Origin of the sequence: Pseudarthrobacter sp. J1738 (genome assembly GCF_050490315.1) — a bacterium.
Taxonomy (GTDB): Bacteria; Actinomycetota; Actinomycetes; order Actinomycetales; family Micrococcaceae; genus JBNPEO01.
In genome coordinates this window covers 631,981-654,302 of sequence record NZ_JBNPEO010000001.1, presented here as the reverse complement: position 1 = coordinate 654,302, position 22,322 = coordinate 631,981, and the positions used below count along the sequence as shown (strand labels likewise).

Here is a 22,322-nt window from a genome sequence, read left to right as displayed (position 1 = left end):
TTTACCTGCCCCGCTGCTGACCGCTGCGGATCATAGAGGTGTACCCGGACGCGAGGAGTGTTGTGAACAGATTACGCGGTGCTCATGAATTGTTGGGCCGCCGGTGACTTCACACAGGCCAGCTCACGGCATATTCCATGGACATTCACAGTCTGGAGCCCAGCATATTTGCCTATAGCGAAACCGGCCGCTCGCTGGCAGACACGCAGCAGTGCGCCGGAGTACGGTGAAGGTCGAAGCAGCTCGAAAACAGATCGGCGGAGCCATGACCTCGAATCCCAACACCCCTTCAAATGGTGACGAACCCCAAGACCCGCTTGCTGAAATGCTGGCGAATCTTTTAGGCGGTCAAGGCATGAACGGGTTGGACGCTGCCGAAATTGCCAAAGCAACGGGCCTCCCCAATGACCCTGCCCTGCTGCAGCAGATGTTCGCGCAGGTGCAGGCCATGATGAGCGCACCGGCCGAAGGGCCAGTGAACTGGACGCTCGCCCATGAAAATGCTCGACGCGCGGCCGCTGGCACTTCGGATCCTTCGGTCACTAGCCTGCAAAGCCGAGAGGTGGACGAGGCACTGCGCCTTGCCGAGCTTTGGCTTGATGCCGTCACCGACCTTCCGTCAACGGGTCTGATTGGGCGAGCATGGTCCCGCGCTGAGTGGGTGGAAGAGACCATGGGGACGTGGAAGCGCCTCACCGAACCGGTAGCTAACAGCATTGCCAACGCTCTCTCCAACGCGATGACCGAGCAGATGCCGGAACACATGAAGTCCGCCATGGGCGGGGCATCCTCGATGCTGAACAACATGGGCGGTGCCATTTTTGGTATGCAGTTGGGCCAAGCCATTGGTGCGCTCTCCACCGAAGTTGTGAGCTCAACGGACGTTGGTGTCCCCCTGGCTGACCTAGAAATGGCTCTACTCCCGGCCAACGTGACCAAATTTGGTGAGGGCTTGGAGCTGCCTGAAGGCGACATTCGTTTATTCTTGGCGGTTCGAGAAGCCGCACACGCCCGCCTGTTTGTGCACGTCCCGTGGTTGCGCGGCCATTTGCTGGGTGCCATTGAGGAATACGCACGCGGCATCCACATCGACACTTCACGCATCGAAGAGCTAGCCCGCGAGCTTGATCCTTCGAATCCTGAAGGCATCCAAGAAGCGCTCTCGCAAGGCGTCTTTATGCCGCAGCGAACGCCTGCGCAGGAACAAGCCCTCGCTAAGCTCGAAACCGCTTTGGCGCTGGTTGAGGGTTGGGTGGACGAGCTCACCGCTGCCGCAACCCACAATGTGTTGCCTTCCGCTGCGGCCCTGCGCGAGACGGCTCGTCGTCGCCGGGCAACGGGTGGTCCGGCCGAGCACGCTTTTGCTTCGCTCGTGGGCCTTGAACTCCGTCCGCGGCGACTGCGCGAGGCTGCCGCCTTGTGGTCTTCGCTCAAGGACGAACGCGGCGTGGAAGGCCGCGACGCTATTTGGAAACACCCAGATTTGCTGCCGACTGCCGAGGACCTTGATGATCCCACAGGTTTTGCCGCTCGACGCACACTGGCCGAAGCGTCTGATAGCGAAGTCGACGACGCGCTGGAGAAGTTGCTTGCCGGCGGCTTTGACGAGCCAGACTCTGGTGACGAACCGGCGCCGGATTCATCCCCAAAGTAGTTCGCATTTGTGGTTGTTCTCAGCGCTGAGAACAACCACAAATGTCAGTCAGGCGGGCAGCCGCGATTGGGCAAAGGCAACACCCTCGAGGAATGCTTTAGCTCGCTCGGTATGCGGGTAAGCGTCCACCAACCGCCAAAAAACAGGCCCGTGCGAAGACACCAATAAATGTGCCAGCTCGTGCACCATCACGTAGTCCTGTACCCAGCCTGGCATGGGTTGCAACTTGTCTGACAGACGAATACTGCCGTCCGCCGGTGTTGCCGAACCCCAACGCGAATTCTGATTACTCACCCACCGCACGCTCGAGGGCACAGCCTTAGCCCCCAAATACTGTCTGGACAGCTCCGTGGCGCGTTGCATCAACTCATCGTCGCTCCGCGGAGAACGCTTGGCGCCTGCACCACGTCCTTGCCCGCGCTGTTGCAACTTGGGCACCATTTTTTGCACCCAGTCGGCCTCTTGAGCTGGTGTAAAGTGCGCCGGAATAGCCACCACAGCCGTTCCCTGCTCCCAAAATGCAGAGACGGTACGCTGGCGCCGGGTTGACCGGCGGACCTCCACGGTAACGCCGCTGAAGTCAGTCACCAGCTGCTGAGGTTGCGCCGAACGGCGCCGGCCCAAACCTTTCACGCCGCCGGCCCCGCCACCGACCGTGCAAGCACAGCGAGCACCGCTTCCCCGTAGCGTTCGAGCTTGGAGGGCCCCACCCCGGCCACGGGAGCGAGCTGTTCCATAGTGAGCGGACGTGCCTCAGCAATTGCCGTCAACGTTGCATCAGTGAACACCACGTACGCCGGAACGTCAGATTCGGAGGCCACTCCTCGGCGCCATTCACGCAACGCTTCAAAGGTGTGTTCTTCGTAGCTAGGCGGGCAGTTTGAACAGCGGCCCACTTTCCGTTCAGCGCCTGTGGTGAGCATACTTCCGCAGACCTTGCACGACGCCGGAACTGCAGCTTTGCGCCGCATGGATACTTTGCTTCCACGCACCGTGGAGGTGGTCACTGAGCCGGGACGCAAGCCGTCCAAAAAGCGGGATGGTTTACGGTTGGCTCGTCCGCCGGGTGTTCGGGCTGTGGACCATGACAGCGACAAGAATTCTCGAGCACGTGTGATGCCTACATACAGCAAACGCCGTTCCTCATCCACTGACGCTGCAGAATCGGCGAAGGAGATGGGCATCAGCCCCTCGCTCAATCCCACCAAAAATACTGCGTCCCATTCCAGCCCCTTGGCCGCGTGCAGTGAAGCCAAAGTCACGCCTTGAACGGTGGGGGCATGTTGGGAGACGGATCGGTCTTGAAGCTCAGCCACAAAAGCCATCAAGCCAAACTCAGGGCCACGATTGGCACTGAGTTCATCAGCCAAAGACACCAAAGCGGCAAGGGATTCCCAGCGCTCCCGGGTGGCACCGCCGGAGGCTGGAGCTTTGTCCGCGTAGCCGAGGCTGCTGAGAACGTCACGCACTATTTGGCCAAGCTGGAGAGCGGCGTCTTCTTCCACAGCCCGCGATGCTGCCCGCAATTGCAGGATGGCATCACGCACTTCCCTGCGAGCAAAGAACCGCTCTCCACCACGGAGCTGGTAGCCGATTCCGGCCGAAGCCAGGGCTTGTTCGTAAGCTTCGGATTGGCCGTTGGTACGGAAGAGGATTGCAATCTCGCTGGGTTTGGTCCCTGCTGTCATCAGTTCTTTGATCTTGGCCGCAGCCATGGCTGCTTCAGCTTCGTCATCCGGGCATTCGGTAAAGACTGGCCCGGGTCCTTGCGGACGTTGGGCTTTCAACTGCAAGGGTTTAGCCCAAGCAGCGTCAGCTGTGGGGCCACCGCTGGGGCGAGCAGCGAGGAGTTCGTTGGCCAGCTTCACCACTTGCGGGGTGGACCGGTAATCGCGGACCAACTGGACCACTTTGGCGTCAGGGAACGTCTTGGGAAATTCCAAGAGGTGGCGTGAGGTGGCGCCCGTGAAGGAGTAAATAGTCTGGCTCGAGTCCCCCACAACACACAGCTCTTGCCTGCCGCCTAGCCACAAATCGAGGAGCTTTTGTTGCAGCGGCGAAACGTCTTGGTATTCGTCCACAACAAAGTGCCGGTACTGTTCACGAACCGTGGCCGCTACCTTCTGATCCTCTTGCAAGATGCCCACTGTGATCAGTAGAACGTCTTCAAAGTCGATCAGATTTCGGTCAGTTTTGAGGTCTTCATAGGCCTGAAAAACCCTCGAGACGGTGCGGATATCAAAACCGCCAGGTTCTCCCCGGTCCGCAGCACGATCTGCGTAATTGCCCGGGGTGAGCATCGATACTTTGGCCCACTCAATTTCAGAGGCTAAGTCGCGCACGGTGGCACGGTCCGTTGAGAGGCGGAGCCGGCGCGCTGACTCGGTGATCAGCTGCGCTTTGTGGTCAACCAGTGCCGGCAATTCGCCGCCAATGGCTTGGGGCCAGAAGAACTGCAATTGCCGCAATGCAGCTGCGTGGAAGGTCCTCGCTTGGACGTTCCCCACACCAAGGTCGCGCAACCGGCTGCGCATTTCCGCTGCGGCCCGGGCCGTGAAGGTCACGGCCAAGAGCCGCTGAGGCTGGTAGACGCCTGTGTGGACACCATAAGCGATCCGGTGGGTAATGGCCCGGGTTTTTCCTGTACCAGCACCTGCCAGAACACACAAGGGACCGGTCAAGGCGGTGGCCACCTCGCGTTGTTCGGCATCCAGCCCGCCCAGGATCCGTTCCTCGAGGGAGAGTGAGTCGTCAAATGCTGGTGTAGTCAAGGGCGCCGTTCTAGATTGCTGCAGTTGTTCTGGGTCTTTGGTGATTGTTGGACCTTCAAGTTTAGGCCGGTTGAGGCTCTTCAATTTTTCCGCCGTACCAGTGCTCAATCAACGCCCTGGAAATCGAAATTCTGGACGGAATAACAATCTCCCCGCTCAACACCGCTTCCTGCAATTCCGCACGAGTGAACCAACGCGCCCGGGTGACCTCAACGCCGTCGGGTTTGGGGTCAACGGTGGTGGTGCTTGCTGTGAACCCGAGCATCAGGCTTGCTGGGAAGGGCCAAGGCTGCGATCCGAGATACTGCACATCTGTTATGTCCACGCTGACTTCTTCAGCCATTTCCCGGGCAACAGCTTGTTCTAGTGATTCACCTGGCTCAACAAAACCGGCGAATGTGGAGTGCATTTTGCTGTGCTGAGCACCACCGCCGCCTAGGAGCACGCGATCATCCGGGCCAACAATTGTCACAATGATCGCCGGGTCAGTGCGCGGGTAATGCTCTGAATCATCGCGCGGGCAGCGGCGCACCCAACCGGACTGTTCCACGTTGGTAGCTGCTCCACACCGCGGGCAATAGGGGTGCGAGGAATGCCAGTTTGAAATGGCGCTGGCCTCGATAAACAGTGCCGTGTCAGTGGCGTTTAACCAGGCTGCACACTCACGGAAACTATGCCACACAGCGGTGGTGCTGATGCCAGCAGTCCCCGGTTCTAAGGGTTCAGGCAAAACCACCAGTACGACGGCGGTCCCCACCGGAGCGCTTTCGGAACTGACAGTTCGTCCCAAGTAGACGAACTGCAGCTTGTCTTGCTCTGGAATGTGCTCGAGCACAGTACCGACGTCCAGCAGAAGCAAGCCTCCGTCGTCGTCAGCGGTCAAAAGTGCCTGACGCTGGGACAGCAGCATGGCTTTGGTGCCCGGCTCAACCAAAAGCTCCGACAATTTCTCAGGGCGCATCCGCTCAGTAGCATCTCGATCGATCGATGCTTCAATGTGAGGCAAGACGGTGGAGGTGAGGCGGTCGGCTGCATGGGTGCGTGACGCGACAATACTCATGCTTCTACCGTACTGACTTGTACACGGTATTGGCGACTCGCCGGAGAGCCTCGAAACAGAGCGCGCCCCGGCAATCTACGGTGGAAGGCGTGAGAAGATCCCCCATTGAACTGGCCGCCATTGCAACCGCCGCCGTACCCGGCCTGGCTCCCAAGGCAGTAGCCGCCTCCGCAGACGACGCCGCCGACTTCGATTCGGCACTCCTGCTGGACAATGAAGACAAGCGCTGGCGTGTGCGCTCCCCTAAGCACCCCGAGGCCAGCACCCGTCTTGAAACTGAGCTATTGGTGCTCCGTGCCTTCGCCCCCGCTGTGCGTGCCGAACTTCCGTTTTTGATGCCCACCGTGGCCGGCACCGTGCGACAAGGTGCGCTCACCACCTTTGTGTACTCGCACTTGGCCGGGTATAGCGTGCCGGTGGATGAGATGGCCGCCGCAGGGGACGCCATGGCCGCTGATCTGGCCACTACGTTGGCCGCGATCCACGATCTACCTCACTCTTTGGTGGACAACGCAGACCTGCCGCATTATTCCGCCGAACAATTCCGTCAGCGCCGCCTCAACGAATTGGATCAAGCCGCCACCACCGGCAAAATTCAGAGCGTTCTGTTGCGCCGCTGGGAGAACGCGCTTGAGGATGTCACTTTGTGGCGCTTTAACCCGTGTGTGGTTCATGGCGACCTCCACGAAGACAACATCCTGGTTGAAGGAACCCGCGTGATGGCCGTGACCGGATGGACTGACCTCCGCATTGGCGATCCCGCCGATGACTTGGCGTGGTTGGTGGCCGCTCAAGATCAGAGCTTTGTGGATTCCGTTTTGCGCCACTACGCCGCCTCCCGCCGGGACCAGCCGGACACACAATTACTGCGCCGCGCAGCCCTGTCCGCTGAGTTTGCCCTGGCCCAGTACTTGGTCAAGGCGCTTGCGAGTGAAGATCCACAAATGATTGCCGAGGCCGAGGACATGCTTGCCTCCTTGGCTGCAGACATCGAAGAAGAACAACGTGTTGAGGAAGAAGCTCGTCTAGAGGCGCGGTTGCAAGAACTCGCTGCCCACGAGCCCGAACCCGAAACCGCCTTGGAGACGGAGACTGCCGCTGCTGTGCCGTCCCCGGCCGCAGAGCCGCCGGTCGCTGAGTCGCCAGCGGCAGCTACGGTTGCCGTATCGGCAGGTGCTGCAGCTGCTGTGTCGGTAGCGCCAATTCCCGTTGAAGTAGAGAGCAGCGAGCAGGACTCGGATTCCGAGGAAACCACGGAACCGGAGGCTGCGCACCACGACAGCACCGAAACGGCTGCGATTTCCATCATCGAGGCCCCCAAGCGCTCCTAGCGGCTCGGTTTGTCGGTGATCGCGCTGACCGACTGTTCAAACCGGCTGTTCAGCGTAGGCGGCTGCCACAATAGCTTCCAGTTCGGCTTCCTCTGCAAGGTCCATGGGCCGCACCACCGCGTCGTCCGCAACGTAGTAGAACGCAGCGCGCACCTTCGCCAAGGGAACGTTTTTGAGCCGTGCCCAGGCTAGCCGGTACACGGCCAACTGCACGGCGCGCACTTCCAGATCCTTGGCGGAGGGTTTGTGGCCGGTTTTCCAGTCCACAAGTTCCCAGCCACCGTCAGCGTCTTGGAAAATGGCGTCAATGCGGCCACGAACCACAACGTCACCTACGCGCGTTTCCACGGCAGCTTCAACAAACGCGGGAATGCGGCTGGCCCATTCGGAGCGTTTAAAAGTCTCTACAAGCTCTTCAAGTTGGTAGACGTCTGCCGGATCGCTATTAGTGCCAGCGAGATCTTCAAAGTCCAGCATTCCGGCCGAACCAAAGAACTCCTCCACCCACAAGTGGAAAGCCGTCCCCTTACGGGCGGCCATTCCCGGTTGCCGCGGGATCGGTCGGCGCAATTGGGTCACAACACCAACCGGATCCTTGCGCAGTTCCGTCAGAGTGGACGCGGAAATGTGCTGCGGCAGACGGACTTCGTTGTTTGGCCTCAACTGCTCGCGAGCAGCCAAGAGTAGCTTTGCCTCTTCGGCCCATCCAGACGCTTTGAGGCTCAGCCCCGCCGCAATATCCCCGGTCTCCGTCCCCCTTTCTAGCCAAGCGTTGACCTCAACAGCGGCACGTTCCATTGCCGCGCGTCGGCCTGGTTTGAGACTCAAACGTTCACCGGTCACAGCGTCGAGGGGCCCCTCTAGCGGATCGTAGGGCCAGTTGGCACTTTGGATCTCGGCGGTGTGCGGGTTCGTCTCTGTGATGGCCTCAGCTTCAACACTTTCGGCGTGGATTTCGATCAGCGATTGCCCCGGCACAGCTAGCTGCCACAATTCGCTCAGGAAGGGTGACGGTTCACTGGGTTTACTGCGAGTTCCCACCCAGGCCGCGCTCGAGAGCCACAAGAAGTCCTTGGCCCTTGTGTAGGCAACGTACGCAAGTCTCCGTTCTTCAAGTTCGGCGTGCGCGCCCACCTCATCGGAGAAGGTTTTCTCGGATTCCAGCCAACCTTTTTTGTCCGGCTGATCCGTGTCCCATTGAGGTAGATCGTTGGCGTCCCCACGTAAAGGCCACGGGAGCGCCGCACTGCCGCTGCTCCATCGTGAGATTTTGTCGCTCGGAAAGCTGCCTGCATTTAGACCCGGAACAAACACCGCATCCCATTCGAGCCCCTTGGAAGCGTGGACGGTGAGGAGTTGAACGGCTTCCGGATTAACCTCGGCTTGTGCCATGGCCAGGCCGTTTTCTTCATCTTGAGCCGCTTCGAGCCACGCCAAAAAAGTCGCCAGGTCAACCCGTTCAGCCGTTTGCATAAAGCCCGCCGCCGCATCCTGAAAAGCATCAAGATTTCTACGCGCTTGATGGATACTCACCCCAGGTTTTGCTGCCACCTCAATATCCAAAAGCATGGTGCGTTCGACTTCACCGAGTAGGGAGATCAAGTCATCACCCAAGAAAGTACGCAAGGTACGCAGCTCCGCCGATAACCGTTGAAGACGCTCCAGCCCTTCAGCGGTGAGGGAGCGTTGGTGACCGGAGACCCAGCCTGGCTGCGGCAACCAGTCCAGCGCTTCAATCAGGCTTGCTGAATCGCTAAGGTCCGCCGCGATCACTGGGGCGCTAGCGTCCTCGCTCTCGAGCTCCTCAGGTGTGTTGAGATCCAGAGATTCTCTGCGCTCAATGGCTTGGGCACGGCGCTTGGCCAAAAAGCGAGACCAGTCGTTGAATGCCATCAAGTCTGCGGTGCCCAGACGCCAGCGCGCTCCAGCGAGTAACCGCATCAAGGAATCTGATCGGCCCGGATCCGCTAAAACGTGGAGTGTGGCAACCATGTCCACAATTTCTGGGGTGTCCATCAAACCACCGAGACCAACAATCTCGTAGGGAACACCGTAACGCTCGAATTGTTGACGAATGCCTTCCATTTGAGCCCGACGGCGGCATAGAACGGCCATAATCGGCGGTCCGGAGCGGCCCCCGGCCACACCCGGCTCACGTAACCCGCCTGGTCGACGTAAACGCATAATGGCCTCGGTAATGGCCAATGATTCGTCCACGTCAGTGTTGAACCTGGACATAACAACGCGGCCCTGTTTGGCAGTTGGTGAAGCCGTGAGTGAAGGTACACCACCGGTGACACTCACTGCCGCCTTGTTCAAGGGCGCTGCGATGGTATTTGCCATGGCCAGCACGTTGTGGCCGTTACGCCATGCGGTGGTGAGGAAAGCAGTCTTCGCTGGTGCACGGTTGCCGTCGGGGAACACCCTAGGGAACTCTGTGGAGAAGTGGAACAATTGCCCTGCTGAGGCACCGCGAAAGCCGTAGATGGATTGATTGGGGTCCCCTACCGCTGTGACCGGGTGCCCGTCGCCGAATAGCCGCGAGAACAGCACCATCTGTGCGTGCGAGGTGTCCTGAAATTCGTCCAGGAGGACAACTTTGCTGCGCTCACGCTCCATCCGTGCTGCCTCAGGAATTTCATTGGAAATACGTGCTGCAAGTTCAACCAAGTCCCCGAAGTCTAGGACTGAACGGCGACGTTTGGCTTGTTCGTAGCGTTCAACAAGCTCAGCAACGGTGATCCTTGTTTTGAGCAGACGCTCGAGGTCCTTGGCTGCTTTCTCTGGACCCCGGGCTCCCTTGGAAACGAGGGGAAGCTCACTGTAGGTAGCAAGCCGTTCCGCGAGCCACTCTTGAACTTCTGTGGCGGGCCGCAAGTGCTCGGAGCACTCGCCTGAGAGTTGAACAACTGCTTTAACTAGCGTGGATTTGGCAGCGCTCAGGTGCTCGTATTCGCCGTCGAAAGATTCCACAATTTCGTTTGCCATCTGCCACATCCGGGCACCGCCCAAGAGGGTCACGTCCCGTTCGATACCCAGGCGAAGGCCGTGGTCCGAGACGATCGAGGAGGCGTATGAGTGATACGTCGACACCTTGGGTTCCAAGGCATCGGGGTCCAAAAGGCCCGCCGGGAAAACGGCATGTTTGGTGTCAGCAGCGGCAATTTTGGCCAAGGCTGCAAGTTTGCTTCTAATACGCGAGGCGAGTTCACCTGCGGCCTTGCGAGTAAATGTCACACCCAAAATTTCTTCCGGCCGCACCCAACCGTTGGCTACCAGCCACACCACCCGGTCTGACATGGTTGCAGTTTTACCTGAACCGGCACCGGCGATCACCAGCATCGGTTCCAGAGGAGCGGAGATAATGGCTGATTGCTCAGCGGTGGGAGCATGGGATTCGCCCAATAGCGAGGCCAATTCCTCGGGTGAGAACCTCACGGGTAATTCCTGACTCATTCAGTGACCTGCCTTCCCCTAGCGCAGAGGGGACAAACTTCTGGAAGCCGGCAACCATGACCGCCGTAGCTTCCTTTGGTGGGATCGTGCCGGGCTTGGAAAGATGCGGAGCCCATTAATTCAGCAGCTTCTAGGATGAGTTCCTGAGCCCACGATTCGTCTTTTTCAAGGGCTGGTTGTTCCTGAACGCCAACCGAGGCCGTTTCTGAACCCAATTGGACCAACGCGGCACCACCGCTACTTCCCTCCGCTAGCTCGGCAAAGGCACCGTTTTCAACGGCTGCTTGGTAAACACCTAGTTGGGCGTGCCGGGCGAGCTCAGCTTTGGTCGGTTTTCGGCGGCCCGTCTTAAGGTCAACCACGTAAAGCCGCCCATCTGCGTCCATCTCCAGGCGGTCCACTTGTCCACGCAACACGGCGTCGCGCGCGGTACCTGGGGCCGGGAACTCCACTTGGAAATCATGCTCAGTGGCCACGAGCTCGCGGTTCTGAGAACGCATCAGGATCACGTAGGAGGCGAGGTGTTTGACCATGCCTTCGGCTCGTTTGAAATCCAGCCGTCCCTCCCAGTTGTCCTTCATCCCCAAGGTGGGCCATCTTCGGACTAGCTCCTGAATGTATTCGTTGCCACTTGCTGCTGGCATGTCTTGGGCAATGGAGTGCACCAAGGTACCCAGGCTGCGTGCGAAGTCAGTCGCTGCTTCGCCGCCTGCTGCTTGCACAAACCAGTCCAGAGGTGACTTGTGGACTGCCTCAATTTTTGACGGCGAAACTGCCACAGGAAGTTCAGGGCCCACAATCGGAGCCGTTGAGCTCAAGGGCGCCAAGCCCCACCAGTCTTGCGGCGCAGCACCGGGAACTGGCGGTTGGGCGGACGCCAAGACTGCAAGCACTCGAGCTGCCTCGTGAGCGTCAGGGGACCAGGGAACGCCGGCTGCGCCGGCTGCCGTCTCTGTCGCTGCATCTGTCGTTATAGCCGTCTCCGTTATGGTGGCCGCCCGTAATTCAGCCACGAGGGCCCGCAGAGTTAGTGGCCGCTCTACTCTGGTCAGCGAGCGTCCAGGATGATCCACCGAAAGCGGCGCAACGTAATCCAAAAATTGTGAGGGCTGTTCGTCTTCACTCGCCACTGCTGTGCAAATCAGAATCCGCTGGGCGCGGCTCACAGCGAGTGAAAACATTCGTAGCTCGTCGTAACGAACTTCGCGAAGGCGACTCACGGGCCCCTGCTGGAGTGCATAGTCCACCCCGTGTTCCACGGCGTCCGCAAAGAGACTGCTGCCTAGCAACTCGCCACGAAGCTTGGTATTGGGCCACACACCTTCTTGCAATCCTGGGATCAGCACCATCTCCCACTCTTTGCCCGCTGCGCTGGCCGGTGTCATGATCTGCACAGCACTTCCCTGTTGGGCTCGTGCCGCCAAGGTATCCATCGGTATTTCTTGGTTCATCAGGTAGTCAAAGAACTGGGCAGGGCCAGAACCTGGAACCTGATCTACATAGCGTTCAGCGGCGTGGAACAGGGCCATGATGGCGTCCAGATCCCGGTCTGCCCGTTCCCCTGCGGCTCCTCCTGCGAGGGCAGCCTCGCGCCAGCGTTTGGCGAGTCCGGCTGTATCCCAGATTGCCCATAGGACCGTCTCAGCATTGGCTCCTTGGACGGCCATCGCTGCCCGGCCGGCTTCAATCATGGCGGCGATCCGGCGAGCGCCCCGGGCTTCGATGCCAAGGGTCTGTAGAGCCCGAGGATTACCCAGTGCTTCGACTAAGAGCTCGTCACTGGCGCGCCCGGAACCGCCAGAGAGTTCTTCTCGCCGGAGGCTTTGGCGCAATCGCCTCAGCTCCATCGCATTACTGCCACCCACTCGGGAGGTGATCAGCGCGACCGCGCGTTCGGCGTCGAGCATTTCTGGTTCTAGCACTACGCGGTAAACGTCCAGAAGTGGGCGTACGGCGATCTCGTCACGGACCGCAGTGTCAGCTACCGGGACTGCGCAGGTGATCCCTTGAGCTTGGAGAAAGCGCTGGGTTTGAACCACTTGGGCACCGTTACGGACAATCACGGCAATGTCCTCGAAAGCGATATTGTCCCGCAGCTTCGCGTGAAGAATCCGCTGTGTGAGGTACCGCAGTTCGTGCACTGGTGAGGCCAAGAGGTGGGCCTCCACAGAGCTGTTCTGATGCACAGAGCTGTTTTGATGGACCGAGCTGTTCTGCTCCGCTTCAGAGATCCCCGCAACGGCAGTGAGCGTTCGTGCAGCTCCCCCACCGGCCCGGGTGGAGATTCGCTCTGCCACGGAAGTCCAGGCTGCGGCCAGCGGTGGAGTCATTCGGTGTGAACGGCTCAGACTCAGTTTCTTGACGCCCTCGTCCGAGGCCCCGGGCAAGCTAGCCCCCACGCCACGTACAGGTGTGCCGCGCAAGAGCTGCGGTAGTTCGGCGACGAGGTCTGGCCGCGCCCCGCGGAACCCTTGGGCCACTGTGTCTGGGCAGGCGGTAACAATGCAGTCCTTGCCTTCCGCCACATCTGCCAGAAGTTCGTATATAGCCGGATTCGCCTCTTGAATGTCGTCAACCAAAATCAGCTGGAGCCGATCCCGTTCAAGGCGCAAAAACTCAGGAGAGTCTTGGAAAATATTGCGCGCTGTGGTGATGATTCCTGCCGGATCAAAGGCGGCATCAGCACCAAGATCCATCACGTCCCGATACTCGGCATATAGGTTGGCCGCTGCATGCCACTCGGGCCGGTTCAGTCTCGTGCTGAGCGCCGCGAGGTCATCTGCCCCGCGACCGGATTCAATAATGCGGTCAAAGAGCTGCCGAATTTCTTGGCGAAAGCCGCGCGTGGGTAGGGCAGCTTGCAGGTCATCGGGCCAGGGCAGATCTCTTCCTTCACTGCTGTGCAGCTCCAGTAATTGTTTGATAATAAGGTCCTGCTCGGCGCCAGCTAACAGTCGCGGCACACCTCGCAAGGAGGTGAACCCCTCGGCGCGTGCGCGCCGGATCAGGTCAAAAGCATACGCAGACCAGGTTTTGGCTGGCGTGGTGCTCAGTGTCCGGTCTAGGCGTGCAGTGAATCGATCACGAAGCTCCGCTGCGGCAGCACGGCTCGGCGCCAGAAATAGGACCCGTTCGGGGTCAATACCGTGCTTCTCCACACGATTAACGGCTGCTTCAATAAGCGTTGTGGACTTACCGGTGCCTGGTGCGCCGCTAAGAATGATGGGCCCGCTTCCCTCTCCGTGACTGAGGACCTCGGCTTGTTGAGCGGACAGTGCCGGGCCAGTCCGCAAGCCGCGTACGGGTGGAACTAGACGCAGCGGCGCATATGTGGAGGAACCCGTTGAACTTGCCATGTTCACAGTTCACCATCCGCCTGTGACAATTTTGCTGTTCTGGAACGCAGGGCTTCCGCGAGTTGGTCCACCGCGGCGAAATTTTCCTCTGTAGGAGCCCAGCGGGCAGTCCGGAAATCAACTTTCCATCGCCCCTCGCCGGTTCGAAGATAGTTGTCAAAGTCTCCGCGGAGCGGTGTTCCCTCAGCTAGGTAGTGGGCCAAGGCTTGGGATTCGTGTCCTTGCGGCGCTTCACCGCTGGCTCGCAAAACGCGCCACCAAGGAACAGAGCTGCCGTAGTGGGACATGACCGAGCCGACCTGCCGTGGACCTGCTGACTGGAGCAGGTCCGAAATGTCGCTATAGGCCACCGCGGAACCGGCCGGAACCATTGCCGCAATGGTCAATACAGCATCCACAAAGTCCTCACGCATCGCCCCAGCCTATCGGGCACCAACGGAGAGCGCCTACCGGTTCCGAGCTCGGGTTATACGGTTGGAAACCAGTCCGCGAGCTACGTCTAGAGCCGGTGCATCAGAAAATGTCAGAGCTGGACGGTAGCGTTGGCTTTATGAGTAGCAGTTGGCATGATCAGCCCCGAGCAGCGTTCGACGTCGAAACCACCGGCCGTAATTCCCGTGCCGTTCGTATTGTCACGGCCTCGGTGGTTGTGGTGGACGGTGCTGGAAACGTCACCGCCGAGCATGAATGGTTAGCCAATCCAGGGGTGGACATCCCTGAGGAAGCTGCCCAAATCCATGGAATCACCACCGAACACGCACGCGCCAACGGCCAAGACGCTAAAACTGTGGTGGCTGAGCTTGCCAAAACGCTCGAGGACTTGTTCTTAGTTGGTGTCCCAGTTATTGCTTTTAACGCCAACTATGATTTCACGGTTCTTGCCGCTGAATGCGCCCGCCACGGTATCGCACAAGTCAGGCGTTTTCCGGTGCTGGACCCTTTTATTATGAATAAGCAGGTGGACCGGTACCGCAAGGGCAAGCGCACACTCACAGCATTGTGCGAGGAATACGGAATATCTCTAGAGAACGCCCACACCTCCGCGGCGGATGCACTGGCTACCTCGCGAATGTTGGATGCCATGGTGCTGAAGTTCCCCAAACTTAAAATGCCGGCTGAAGCGTTGCACAATTTGCAGATTGAGTGGGCCTCAGCACAGGCAGCGGATTTCCAGCAGTACTTGCGTCGAACCAAACCTACGGCTGTTATCGAAGGTGACTGGCCGGTACTTCCACCCGAGGACAATAGTCGTGGCGAGTTTTAGGGGCTTATAGCCGCAGCTGGCCGATGTGCGATCTGCGTCACGTTCACCTTTTGTTCAGGTGACTGTCCGCGTCATAACGACGGCGAGAATCCGCCGTCGTTTCTTAACTGACGGCATTTTTGCGGCAATGACGAGAACTTTATTCTGCTAAACAGCCACATGTCCGAATATGACATCACTAAGTCGGGCAAAGTTACTGCGTGCCATACTTAAATTCGATTTCGGGACCACACATCACTGGGCCCGCAGATGCTACACGCATCCAAGACCGCATCATCGAGAAAGTACTTTTTATGAAACTGACTTCTGCATGGCTCAAAACAGCCGCCGTGGCCGCAACTCTTGTGTTGTCCCTGTCTGCGTGCGGTGGCGCATCCACCGCAAGTGGCCCGTTGCCTACTGACATCAAGACCGTGAAGATCGGTGTTGCCGATGGTGCAGAGCCATACTGGCAGGTTTACAAGAAGGTAGTTAAGGAAAAGGCCGGCGTTGACGTCACGTTCCAGAACTTCTCTGACTACAACCAGCCCAACCCGGCTTTGGATGAGAAGCAGCTGGACTTGAACGAATTCCAGCACTTGCAGTACTTGGCCAACTACAACGTCAAGAACGGCAAGAACCTGCAGCCGATTGGCGCCACAGCTGTTTACCCGCTGCCGCTGTACTCCAAGAAGTACAAGAGCGCAGATGAGATCCCGGCTGGCTCCGAAGTTGCTATCCCTAACGATCCCACCAACCAGGCTCGTTCAATCATCGTCCTCGAGCAGGCCGGTTTGATCAAGGTCAAGGGTGGCGCGAACTCCGCTTCTACTCCTGCCAACATCGACACCGCAGCATCCAAGGTCAAGGTAGTTCCGGTAGACGCCAAGCTCACCGCACAGAACTTGGGCAGCGTTGCAGCAGCAATCGTCAACAACAACTACGCCACCGCTGCCAAGCTTGGCGATGACCTGATCATCGCCAAGGATGACCCCAACGCCGAATCCACCAAGCCGTACATCAACGGTTTTGTGGCTCGCGATGAGGACAAAAACAACGCAACCCTGCTGAAGATCGCAGCCCTTTACCACGATCCTGAGGTTGAAGCAGCAGTCAAGAAGGACCTCGGCACCAACGGTGTGTTCAAGGACAACAGTGCAGCTGACCTTCAGGCCGCGTTGAAGACCATCCAGGAGAACGTCCAGTCTGCCAAGTAATACCTGGCTTTAGCCGTTGACGCCGATCGCCTTAGGGCGGTCGGCGTCAATGCCGTTTTCGGTGTCACTCATGGCACATCACTTGAAGTTAGGAGGACCGTGTTGAGCAGCATCGTTTCGTTCAATAATGCGTCCAAAGCCTTTGCGGGCTTCGGCAAGGCCAAGGGGAACCTGGTTAACGCCGTTGACTCCGTCACTTTGGACATTGAAGAAGATTCCATTACCGGCGTCATCGGATACTCGGGTGCCGGTAAAAGCACCCTGGTACGTTTGATCAACGCCCTTGAATTGCCCACCTCAGGTTCCGTAGTGGTTGACGGCAAAGACCTCACCACCTTGAACCAAAAACAGCTGCGGGAGCTCCGGTCACAGATCGGTATGATCTTCCAGCAGTTCAACTTGTTCAACTCACGGTCCGTGGCCAAAAACGTTGAATATCCTTTGCGGGTAGCCGGTTGGCCCAAGGAAAAGCGCGAAGCACGAGTCAAAGAACTGCTCGAATTTGTGGGCATAGCTGAGAAAGCTCGCCAATACCCAAGCCAGCTTTCTGGTGGCCAAAAGCAGCGTGTAGGTATTGCCCGCGCACTGGCCACCTCACCCAAGATCCTTTTGGCTGATGAAGCAACCAGCGCTCTAGACCCGGAAACCACCTCGGAAGTACTGAACCTGCTCAAAAAGGTCAACCGCGAGTTGGGAACCACCATTGTGGTGATCACTCACGAAATGCACGTGGTCCGTTCCATTTGTGATCAGGTTGCCGTGATGGAAAAGGGAAAGCTCCTTGAAGCTGGCCCCGTGTACAACGTCTTTGCCTTCGCGCAAGAAGACGCCACTAAGCGCTTTATCAACTCGACAATCCAGGACAAGCCCTCGGCGGACACTGTCCGACGTTTGCAGCAAGCGCATTCGGGAACCATTGTCACTGTGACAGTTTCCGAGGACGCCGCGGCAGGCAACGGCACCCAGCAGCGAGACATCTCGGAAATCTTCCGCACTCAACCGGACGTTCACAGTGCCGTTGTTTACGGCTCCATCACTGAAATTGCTCAGCGCCCCTACGGTTCCCTGACTTACGTTTTGAGTGGCCCGGACGCCTCGGTAACGGCGCTGATCGCAAAGCTGAAGACGGTGACTGCCGTTGAAGAATGGCCAGCTTCGAACGGGAATGAGGCGCAACTATGATCGACTGGAGCATCATCGGCCCGCAGCTGGCGAGCAGTGTTCAGCAGACGCTCTACATGGTGGCTGTCACCATGGTTATTGGTGGCATCATCGGCTTGGTTATTGGTGTGCTCTTGTACGCCACCCGGCCAGGCAACATCCTGCATAACCCGGCCGTCTTCAACGTCTTGAACTTTGTGATCAACGTGGTGCGTCCCATCCCGTTTATCATCTTCATTTCCCTAGTTCAGCCCCTCCCCTTGGCAATCATCGGCAAGTCCATCGGTACTGAAGCCGCCATTTTCCCGATGACCCTTATGGCAGCCGTGGTGATGGGCCGCATTGTGGAGCAAAACCTGGTTTCGGTTGACCCCGGAGTGGTAGAAGCTGCCCGGTCCATGGGCGCCAGCCGTTCTCGGATCCTTTTTGGGGTAGTTCTCCCCGAAGCTCTGGGCCCACTGATCCTGGGTTACACCTTCATCTTTATTGGTGTTGTGGACATGTCTGCAGTGGCCGGTTACATCGGTGGTGGTGGTCTAGGTGACCTTGCCATTACCTATGGTTACCAGCAGTTCAACTACGCGGTGACCTTGCTGGCCGTTGTGGTGATTGTGGTGATTGTGCAGTTGGCTCAGCTCTTGGGCAACCTGCTGGCCCGCAAAGTGATGCGCCGCTAGGCAAACACCGCAAACCACCAGGAGCACACAAAAAGCCTCGCCCTCCAGTCACTCTGGAGGGCGAGGCTTTTTAGTTAGCTCAGGCTCTGAAGGCTACTTACGCAGTGGCCGCAGCAGCTGCCCGGGCGGCCGCTGGAAGGGCTTGGAAGATACGTTCCATGGCTGCGTCATCATGGGCTGCTGACAAGAACCATGCTTCAAAAACGGACGGGGGCAGGTACACGCCCGAGTCCAGCATCGAGTGGAAGAACGGTGCGTAGCGGAAGGACTCTTGAGCCTGTGCGTCAGCGTAGTTGTGGACGCCGTTCGCGGCGGTTCCAAAGGCAACAGAGAACAAGTTCCCCGCCGTCTGGATGGAGTGGTCCACGCCCTCTGCACTGAGCGCGGCACTCAGGGCTGCTTGCAGCTCAAGGGAGCGGGCATCCACAAAGCTGTACACCTCCGGCGTCGCGTTTTCTAGGGTGGCCACGCCGGCGGCCATGGCCACCGGGTTCCCGGACAGTGTTCCGGCCTGGTAAACCGGGCCCACGGGGGCCAAGTAGTCCATCACTTCAGCACGGCCTCCTAGGGCAGCTGTGGGCAGGCCGCCACCAATAACTTTTCCGAAGGTGAACAAGTCAGGGGTCCATGCTTCGGTGGCGTCGGCGGCACCACCGGTGAGGCCCCAGTAGCCTGCATAGCCGGTGCGGAATCCGGTGAGCACCTCATCGAGGATCAGCAGTGCACCGTGTTCGGCGGTGATGCGGCGCAGGCCAGCGTTAAATCCTTCGCCCGGTGTAACAACGCCCATGTTCGCTGGTGCGGCCTCGGTGATAACCGCCGCGATGCGTCCTGGGTGGGCCGCGAATGCCGCCTCCACTGCTGCAAGGTCGTTGTAGGGAAGCACCAAGGTTTCAGCGGCGGTTGCGGCCGTAACTCCAGCGGAGCCGGGCAGGGCCAAGGTGGCAAGACCTGAGCCAGCCGCAGCCAGTAATCCGTCTAAGTGACCGTGGTAGCAACCAGCGAACTTGATGATCAGGTCACGGCCAGTGAACCCGCGTGCCAAACGTACGGCTGTCATGGTGGCTTCGGTGCCAGTAGAGACCATACGCAAACGTTCGACGCCGGAGACTCGTTCCGTAACCAGCTCGGCTAGGCGACCCTCGTCCGGGGTGGACGCACCGAAGCTTAGACCCTTGTCTACCGCTGCGTGGACGGCGTCCAACACGGCGGGGTGACCGTGACCCAGCAGCGCCGGTCCCCACGAGCAAACGAGGTCCACGTAATCCCGGCCATCAGCGTCCTGCAAGTGGGCACCCTTGGCTGAGACCATAAAACGTGGTGTTCCACCAACCGAACCGAAGGCGCGCACTGGGGAATTGACGCCGCCTGGCATCAGGTTCCGTGCGCGTTCGAAGAGTTGGTCCGAGGCCGGGGTGTTGGAAGTCATCTGTCCTGTTCTCATTCTGCGGTGGCGGTGTTTGTGGCGGCGGTGGCGGTGCCGGCCAAAAGTTCTGCAACGCGAGGTTTGACCTCAGCGCCGTAGAGGCGGATGCATTCCATCATGGCCTCGTGGGGCAAAGTTCCGTTGCCGTACTTGAGGTCAAAACGGTCGACGCCGAGATTCCGCTTGAGTAGCGCAATCTTCTGTGCCACTGTCTCCGGGGAGCCCACATACAGTGCGCCTTCCGGCTCACACATGGCGTCAAATTCAGCCCGACTTCCGGGTCCCCAACCGCGTTCGGCACCTAGCCTGTTGCGGTATGTGATCCAATGCGGGAACAGGGTGTCCCGCGCTTCCTGATCAGTGGCTGCCACGAAGCCCGGAGAGTGGGTGGCGATTTGTTGAGGTTGGTGCCCGTACTTGGCTAGAGCCTCACGGTACAGGTCTACCAGCGGAGCGAAGGCGCGCGGTTCCCCACCAATGATGGCGAAGATAATGGGGTACCCATATTCGGCGCAACGCAGTACGGATTCCGGGGTGCCACCAACACCAATCCAGGTGGGCAAAAGGTGCCCTTCAAGGCGCGGGTAGACGCTCAGGCCGTGAATACCTGGCCGGGTACGCCCGTCCCAATTGACTGGTTTCTGTGAGCGGACCTTGTCAAAGAGTTCTAGCTTTTCTTCGAACAGGACCTCATAGTCAGCAAGGTCTAGACCAAAAAGTGGGAAGGACTCAACAAAGGAGCCGCGGCCCAGCATGACCTCGGCGCGTCCGTTGGACAGGGCATCCACCGTAGCAAAGCGCTGGAAAACCCGGATTGGGTCATCGGAGCTGAGCACGGTTACGGCTGAACCGAGGAGGATGTTTTTGGTCCGTGCCGCTGCAGCAGCAAGGAACACTTCCGGGGCGGAGACCGCGAAGTCCCGCCTGTGATGTTCGCCAACGCCGAAGGCGTGCAGTCCCACCGAATCAGCTAGTTCTGCTTGCTCCAAGATTTGGCGGAGCACCACGGCATGGGATTTAGCTTGCCCATCCGCATCAAGGTCAACGTCCCCGAAGGTGTTGAGGCCGAGCAGGATCTGGGGGTCACTCATTATTGCTCCTTGAGCCAGCCGGCGAGTTCCGTGGCCCAGTAAGTCAGGACCATGTTGGCGCCAGCGCGTTTGATTCCAAGGACGGACTCGGTGATGGCTGAACGCCTATCGATCCACCCGTTGGCTGCTGCCGCCTCGATCATCGCGTATTCGCCCGAGATTTGGTAGGCGGCCACGGGGACCGGGCTCATGGCAGCGACGTCAGCCAAGATGTCGAGGTAGCTCATGGCAGGCTTGACCATCACCATGTCTGCACCTTCTTCGAGGTCCAGTTCAACTTCCAGAAGTGCTTCGCGGCGGTTGGAAGCATCCATTTGGTAGGTACGCCGGTCGCCTTTGAGTTGCGAATCCACTGCTTCACGGAAGGGGCCGTAAAACGCCGAGGCGTACTTAGCAGCGTAGGCGAGGACCGCAGTGTTGCCGAAACCTTCTTCTTCGAGGCTCTGGCGAATGACCGCGATTTGTCCGTCCATCATTCCGGACGGCGCCACAACATCTGCCCCGGCGCTTGCTTGTGCCACTGCCATCTGGCCGTAGATTTCCAAGGTGGCATCGTTGTCCACGTAGCCGTTGGCGTCCAGGACACCGCAGTGGCCGTGGTCGGTGAATTCATCGAGGCACAGATCGCTCATCAACACGGTGTCGGATCCCAGCTCGGCTTTGAGCTCACGGATTGCTTTGTTGAGGACGCCGTTCTCGTCGAGGGAGGCTGTGCCGCGTGCGTCCCGGGTCTCAGGGATACCAAAGAGCATCAGGCCACCGATCCCGGCTTTAACTGCCTCGTGCGCTGCGCGCTTGAGACTGTCCGAGGTGTGCTGGACTACACCGGGCATGGAGGAGATGGGGCGAGGTTCTGCAATGCCCTCGCTGATAAACATCGGCAGGATCAGCTCGGCCGGGTCAAGCCGGTATTCGGCGGTGAGCCTGCGCATGGCGGGTGTGGTGCGGAGCCGCCGGGGACGGTGGTGGGGGAAACTCATGGTGTTACCTTCCTGCTGTTGCTGCCGTGGTTTGCCCCGGCCAGGGCTGCCATGCAGGCTTGAACAATTCCTTGCGGCGTTGGTGTGGCTGCGGTGGCTGCCACGTCGATGCCGAGCGTACGGGCTTGGGCCGCTGTGGATTCACCGATGGCGATAAACGCTGCAGGTCCCAGGTCACCTAGGGTTGTATGGATCCGGCGCGCTGCACTCGGTGAAGCGGCGACGACGGCGTCCAGCCCACCGGCATTCAGTCGTGCCACGGCGGCGGGGCCGTCGAGTTCGCCAGCCCAGGCGGTTGTGTCACCACCTGCCACCGTTGCTGATTCGGTGCCCAGCCCGGGCTCAAGCTCTTGCGTGAGGCGGTGCTCGGGCCGGGCAGGGTAGTCCACCGTATGGTAGGCGGTCACAGTCCGTACCTCTGCCCCTGCAGCACGAAGTCCGTCGCAGAGAGCCTCCGCTGCAATATCGGCTTGGGGCAGCAACACTGAGCACTCCCCTGCCGGCCAAACGTCGAGCAGACCTTCAGCCGATTGCACACCGGTCGGTGCCAAATGCACTGTGAGCCCTTCGGCTTCCAGAATCGCTCGGGAAGACGGGCCGATCGTTGCCACCTTGGTCCGTTCGGGAACCAAAGCAGCGAGAGTGGTTCCACGTTCTGCAGCCGCTTCTTTGAGTGCCCGCACCGTGGTGATGCTGCTGACCACCAGCCAATCGAAACCGCCAGCCACCATGGCATCCAGGCACAGTTCGATCGAGTGCTGATCGCTGGCGCGTTCAAAATCAATCAACGGCAATAGCCACGGTTCAGCACCAGCGTGCTTGAGCGCCGAACACAGTGCCCCAGCCCTGTCTGGGCTTCGGGTGATCAGAACCCTGTAGCCATTGAGTGGCATGACCTC

General features: G+C 59.3%; 16 protein-coding genes. 6 read left to right on the top strand and 10 right to left on the bottom strand.

The annotated features are described in order from the left end of the window. The first annotated feature begins 265 nt into the window (after positions 1-265). Positions 266-1,654 carry a zinc-dependent metalloprotease gene (locus ACQR35_RS03145; protein ID WP_430269249.1) on the top strand — a complete coding sequence of 463 codons (1,389 nt, stop codon included), beginning with the start codon at positions 266-268 and terminating at the stop codon, positions 1,652-1,654. Between the two features lie 48 nt (positions 1,655-1,702). Here the strand turns inward: ACQR35_RS03145 and ACQR35_RS03140 are convergent, their stop codons facing one another. The 3 genes from ACQR35_RS03140 to nudC all read right to left on the bottom strand — a co-directional run bounded on the left by ACQR35_RS03140 (position 1,703) and on the right by nudC (position 5,485). Further along, positions 1,703-2,242, bottom strand: coding sequence for a M48 metallopeptidase family protein (locus ACQR35_RS03140; protein ID WP_430266561.1), 540 nt, complete (start codon positions 2,240-2,242; stop codon positions 1,703-1,705). 41 nt (positions 2,243-2,283) lie between these two features. Continuing rightward, entirely contained in the window at positions 2,284-4,425 is a 2,142-nt protein-coding gene (locus ACQR35_RS03135) for an ATP-dependent DNA helicase UvrD2 (RefSeq protein ID WP_430266560.1), read from the bottom strand. A gap of 61 nt (positions 4,426-4,486) precedes the next feature. Then, positions 4,487-5,485: an NAD(+) diphosphatase gene (gene nudC / locus ACQR35_RS03130; RefSeq protein WP_430266559.1), complete on the bottom strand. Its 999-nt coding sequence runs from the start codon at positions 5,483-5,485 to the stop codon at positions 4,487-4,489. Between the two features lie 89 nt (positions 5,486-5,574). Here nudC and ACQR35_RS03125 point away from each other — a divergent pair, with 89 nt between their 5' ends. Continuing rightward, positions 5,575-6,816 (top strand): phosphotransferase, encoded by a 1,242-nt coding sequence (locus ACQR35_RS03125; protein WP_430266558.1) that lies wholly within the window; start codon positions 5,575-5,577, stop codon positions 6,814-6,816. Between the two features lie 36 nt (positions 6,817-6,852). Here ACQR35_RS03125 and ACQR35_RS03120 read toward each other — a convergent pair whose 3' ends face one another. Genes ACQR35_RS03120 through ACQR35_RS03110 form a run of 3 tightly spaced genes read right to left on the bottom strand, consistent with a single transcriptional unit; the run spans position 6,853 to position 14,041 of the window. Continuing rightward, positions 6,853-10,272 (bottom strand): ATP-dependent helicase, encoded by a 3,420-nt coding sequence (locus tag ACQR35_RS03120; protein WP_430269166.1) that lies wholly within the window; start codon positions 10,270-10,272, stop codon positions 6,853-6,855. After that, positions 10,269-13,628: an ATP-dependent helicase gene (locus tag ACQR35_RS03115; RefSeq protein ID WP_430266556.1), complete on the bottom strand. Its 3,360-nt coding sequence runs from the start codon at positions 13,626-13,628 to the stop codon at positions 10,269-10,271. Before ACQR35_RS03115 ends, ACQR35_RS03120 begins: the two co-directional genes overlap by 4 nt. A gap of 2 nt (positions 13,629-13,630) precedes the next feature. Next, positions 13,631-14,041, bottom strand: a complete 411-nt coding sequence (locus ACQR35_RS03110; protein ID WP_430269165.1) for an MGMT family protein — start codon at positions 14,039-14,041, stop codon at positions 13,631-13,633. A gap of 137 nt (positions 14,042-14,178) precedes the next feature. Between ACQR35_RS03110 and ACQR35_RS03105 the strand changes: the two genes are divergently transcribed. The 4 genes from ACQR35_RS03105 (at position 14,179) to ACQR35_RS03090 (ending at position 17,926) form a co-directional block, all read left to right on the top strand. Then, entirely contained in the window at positions 14,179-14,892 is a 714-nt protein-coding gene (locus ACQR35_RS03105; RefSeq protein WP_430266554.1) for a 3'-5' exonuclease, read from the top strand. Between the two features lie 200 nt (positions 14,893-15,092). Then, positions 15,093-16,088, top strand: coding sequence for a MetQ/NlpA family ABC transporter substrate-binding protein (locus tag ACQR35_RS03100; protein WP_430266553.1), 996 nt, complete (start codon positions 15,093-15,095; stop codon positions 16,086-16,088). A gap of 99 nt (positions 16,089-16,187) precedes the next feature. Beyond that, positions 16,188-17,270, top strand: coding sequence for a methionine ABC transporter ATP-binding protein (locus ACQR35_RS03095; RefSeq protein WP_430269164.1), 1,083 nt, complete (start codon positions 16,188-16,190; stop codon positions 17,268-17,270). Further along, positions 17,267-17,926: a methionine ABC transporter permease gene (locus ACQR35_RS03090; RefSeq protein ID WP_430266551.1), complete on the top strand. Its 660-nt coding sequence runs from the start codon at positions 17,267-17,269 to the stop codon at positions 17,924-17,926. Before ACQR35_RS03095 ends, ACQR35_RS03090 begins: the two co-directional genes overlap by 4 nt. Before the next feature lie 97 nt (positions 17,927-18,023). Here the strand turns inward: ACQR35_RS03090 and hemL are convergent, their stop codons facing one another. Genes hemL through ACQR35_RS03070 form a run of 4 tightly spaced genes read right to left on the bottom strand, consistent with a single transcriptional unit; the run spans position 18,024 to position 22,316 of the window. Beyond that, a complete protein-coding gene (gene hemL / locus ACQR35_RS03085) occupies positions 18,024-19,355 on the bottom strand; it encodes a glutamate-1-semialdehyde 2,1-aminomutase (RefSeq protein ID WP_430266550.1) in 1,332 nt (443 codons plus the stop codon). A gap of 11 nt (positions 19,356-19,366) precedes the next feature. Further along, positions 19,367-20,443, bottom strand: a complete 1,077-nt coding sequence (locus ACQR35_RS03080; protein ID WP_430266549.1) for an LLM class flavin-dependent oxidoreductase — start codon at positions 20,441-20,443, stop codon at positions 19,367-19,369. Beyond that, positions 20,443-21,423 carry a porphobilinogen synthase gene (hemB, locus tag ACQR35_RS03075; protein ID WP_430269163.1) on the bottom strand — a complete coding sequence of 327 codons (981 nt, stop codon included), beginning with the start codon at positions 21,421-21,423 and terminating at the stop codon, positions 20,443-20,445. Before hemB ends, ACQR35_RS03080 begins: the two co-directional genes overlap by 1 nt. After that, positions 21,420-22,316 carry a uroporphyrinogen-III synthase gene (locus ACQR35_RS03070; RefSeq protein WP_430269162.1) on the bottom strand — a complete coding sequence of 299 codons (897 nt, stop codon included), beginning with the start codon at positions 22,314-22,316 and terminating at the stop codon, positions 21,420-21,422. Before ACQR35_RS03070 ends, hemB begins: the two co-directional genes overlap by 4 nt. Positions 22,317-22,322 lie beyond the last annotated feature (6 nt).

Excerpts from the sequence above, each read along its gene's own strand:
- nudC (WP_430266559.1), bottom strand. The coding sequence starts at position 5,485 with ATGAGTATTGTCGCGTCACGCACCCATGCAGCCGACCGCCTCACCTCC.
- ACQR35_RS03110 (WP_430269165.1), bottom strand. The coding sequence starts at position 14,041 with ATGCGTGAGGACTTTGTGGATGCTGTATTGACCATTGCGGCAATGGTT.
- ACQR35_RS03070 (WP_430269162.1), bottom strand. The coding sequence starts at position 22,316 with ATGCCACTCAATGGCTACAGGGTTCTGATCACCCGAAGCCCAGACAGG.
- hemB (WP_430269163.1), bottom strand. The coding sequence starts at position 21,423 with ATGAGTTTCCCCCACCACCGTCCCCGGCGGCTCCGCACCACACCCGCC.
- ACQR35_RS03105 (WP_430266554.1), top strand. The coding sequence starts at position 14,179 with ATGAGTAGCAGTTGGCATGATCAGCCCCGAGCAGCGTTCGACGTCGAA.
- ACQR35_RS03080 (WP_430266549.1), bottom strand. The coding sequence starts at position 20,443 with ATGAGTGACCCCCAGATCCTGCTCGGCCTCAACACCTTCGGGGACGTT.
- ACQR35_RS03120 (WP_430269166.1), bottom strand. The coding sequence starts at position 10,272 with ATGAGTCAGGAATTACCCGTGAGGTTCTCACCCGAGGAATTGGCCTCG.
- ACQR35_RS03145 (WP_430269249.1), top strand. The coding sequence starts at position 266 with ATGACCTCGAATCCCAACACCCCTTCAAATGGTGACGAACCCCAAGAC.
- hemL (WP_430266550.1), bottom strand. The coding sequence starts at position 19,355 with ATGACTTCCAACACCCCGGCCTCGGACCAACTCTTCGAACGCGCACGG.
- ACQR35_RS03115 (WP_430266556.1), bottom strand. The coding sequence starts at position 13,628 with ATGGCAAGTTCAACGGGTTCCTCCACATATGCGCCGCTGCGTCTAGTT.
- ACQR35_RS03090 (WP_430266551.1), top strand. The coding sequence starts at position 17,267 with ATGATCGACTGGAGCATCATCGGCCCGCAGCTGGCGAGCAGTGTTCAG.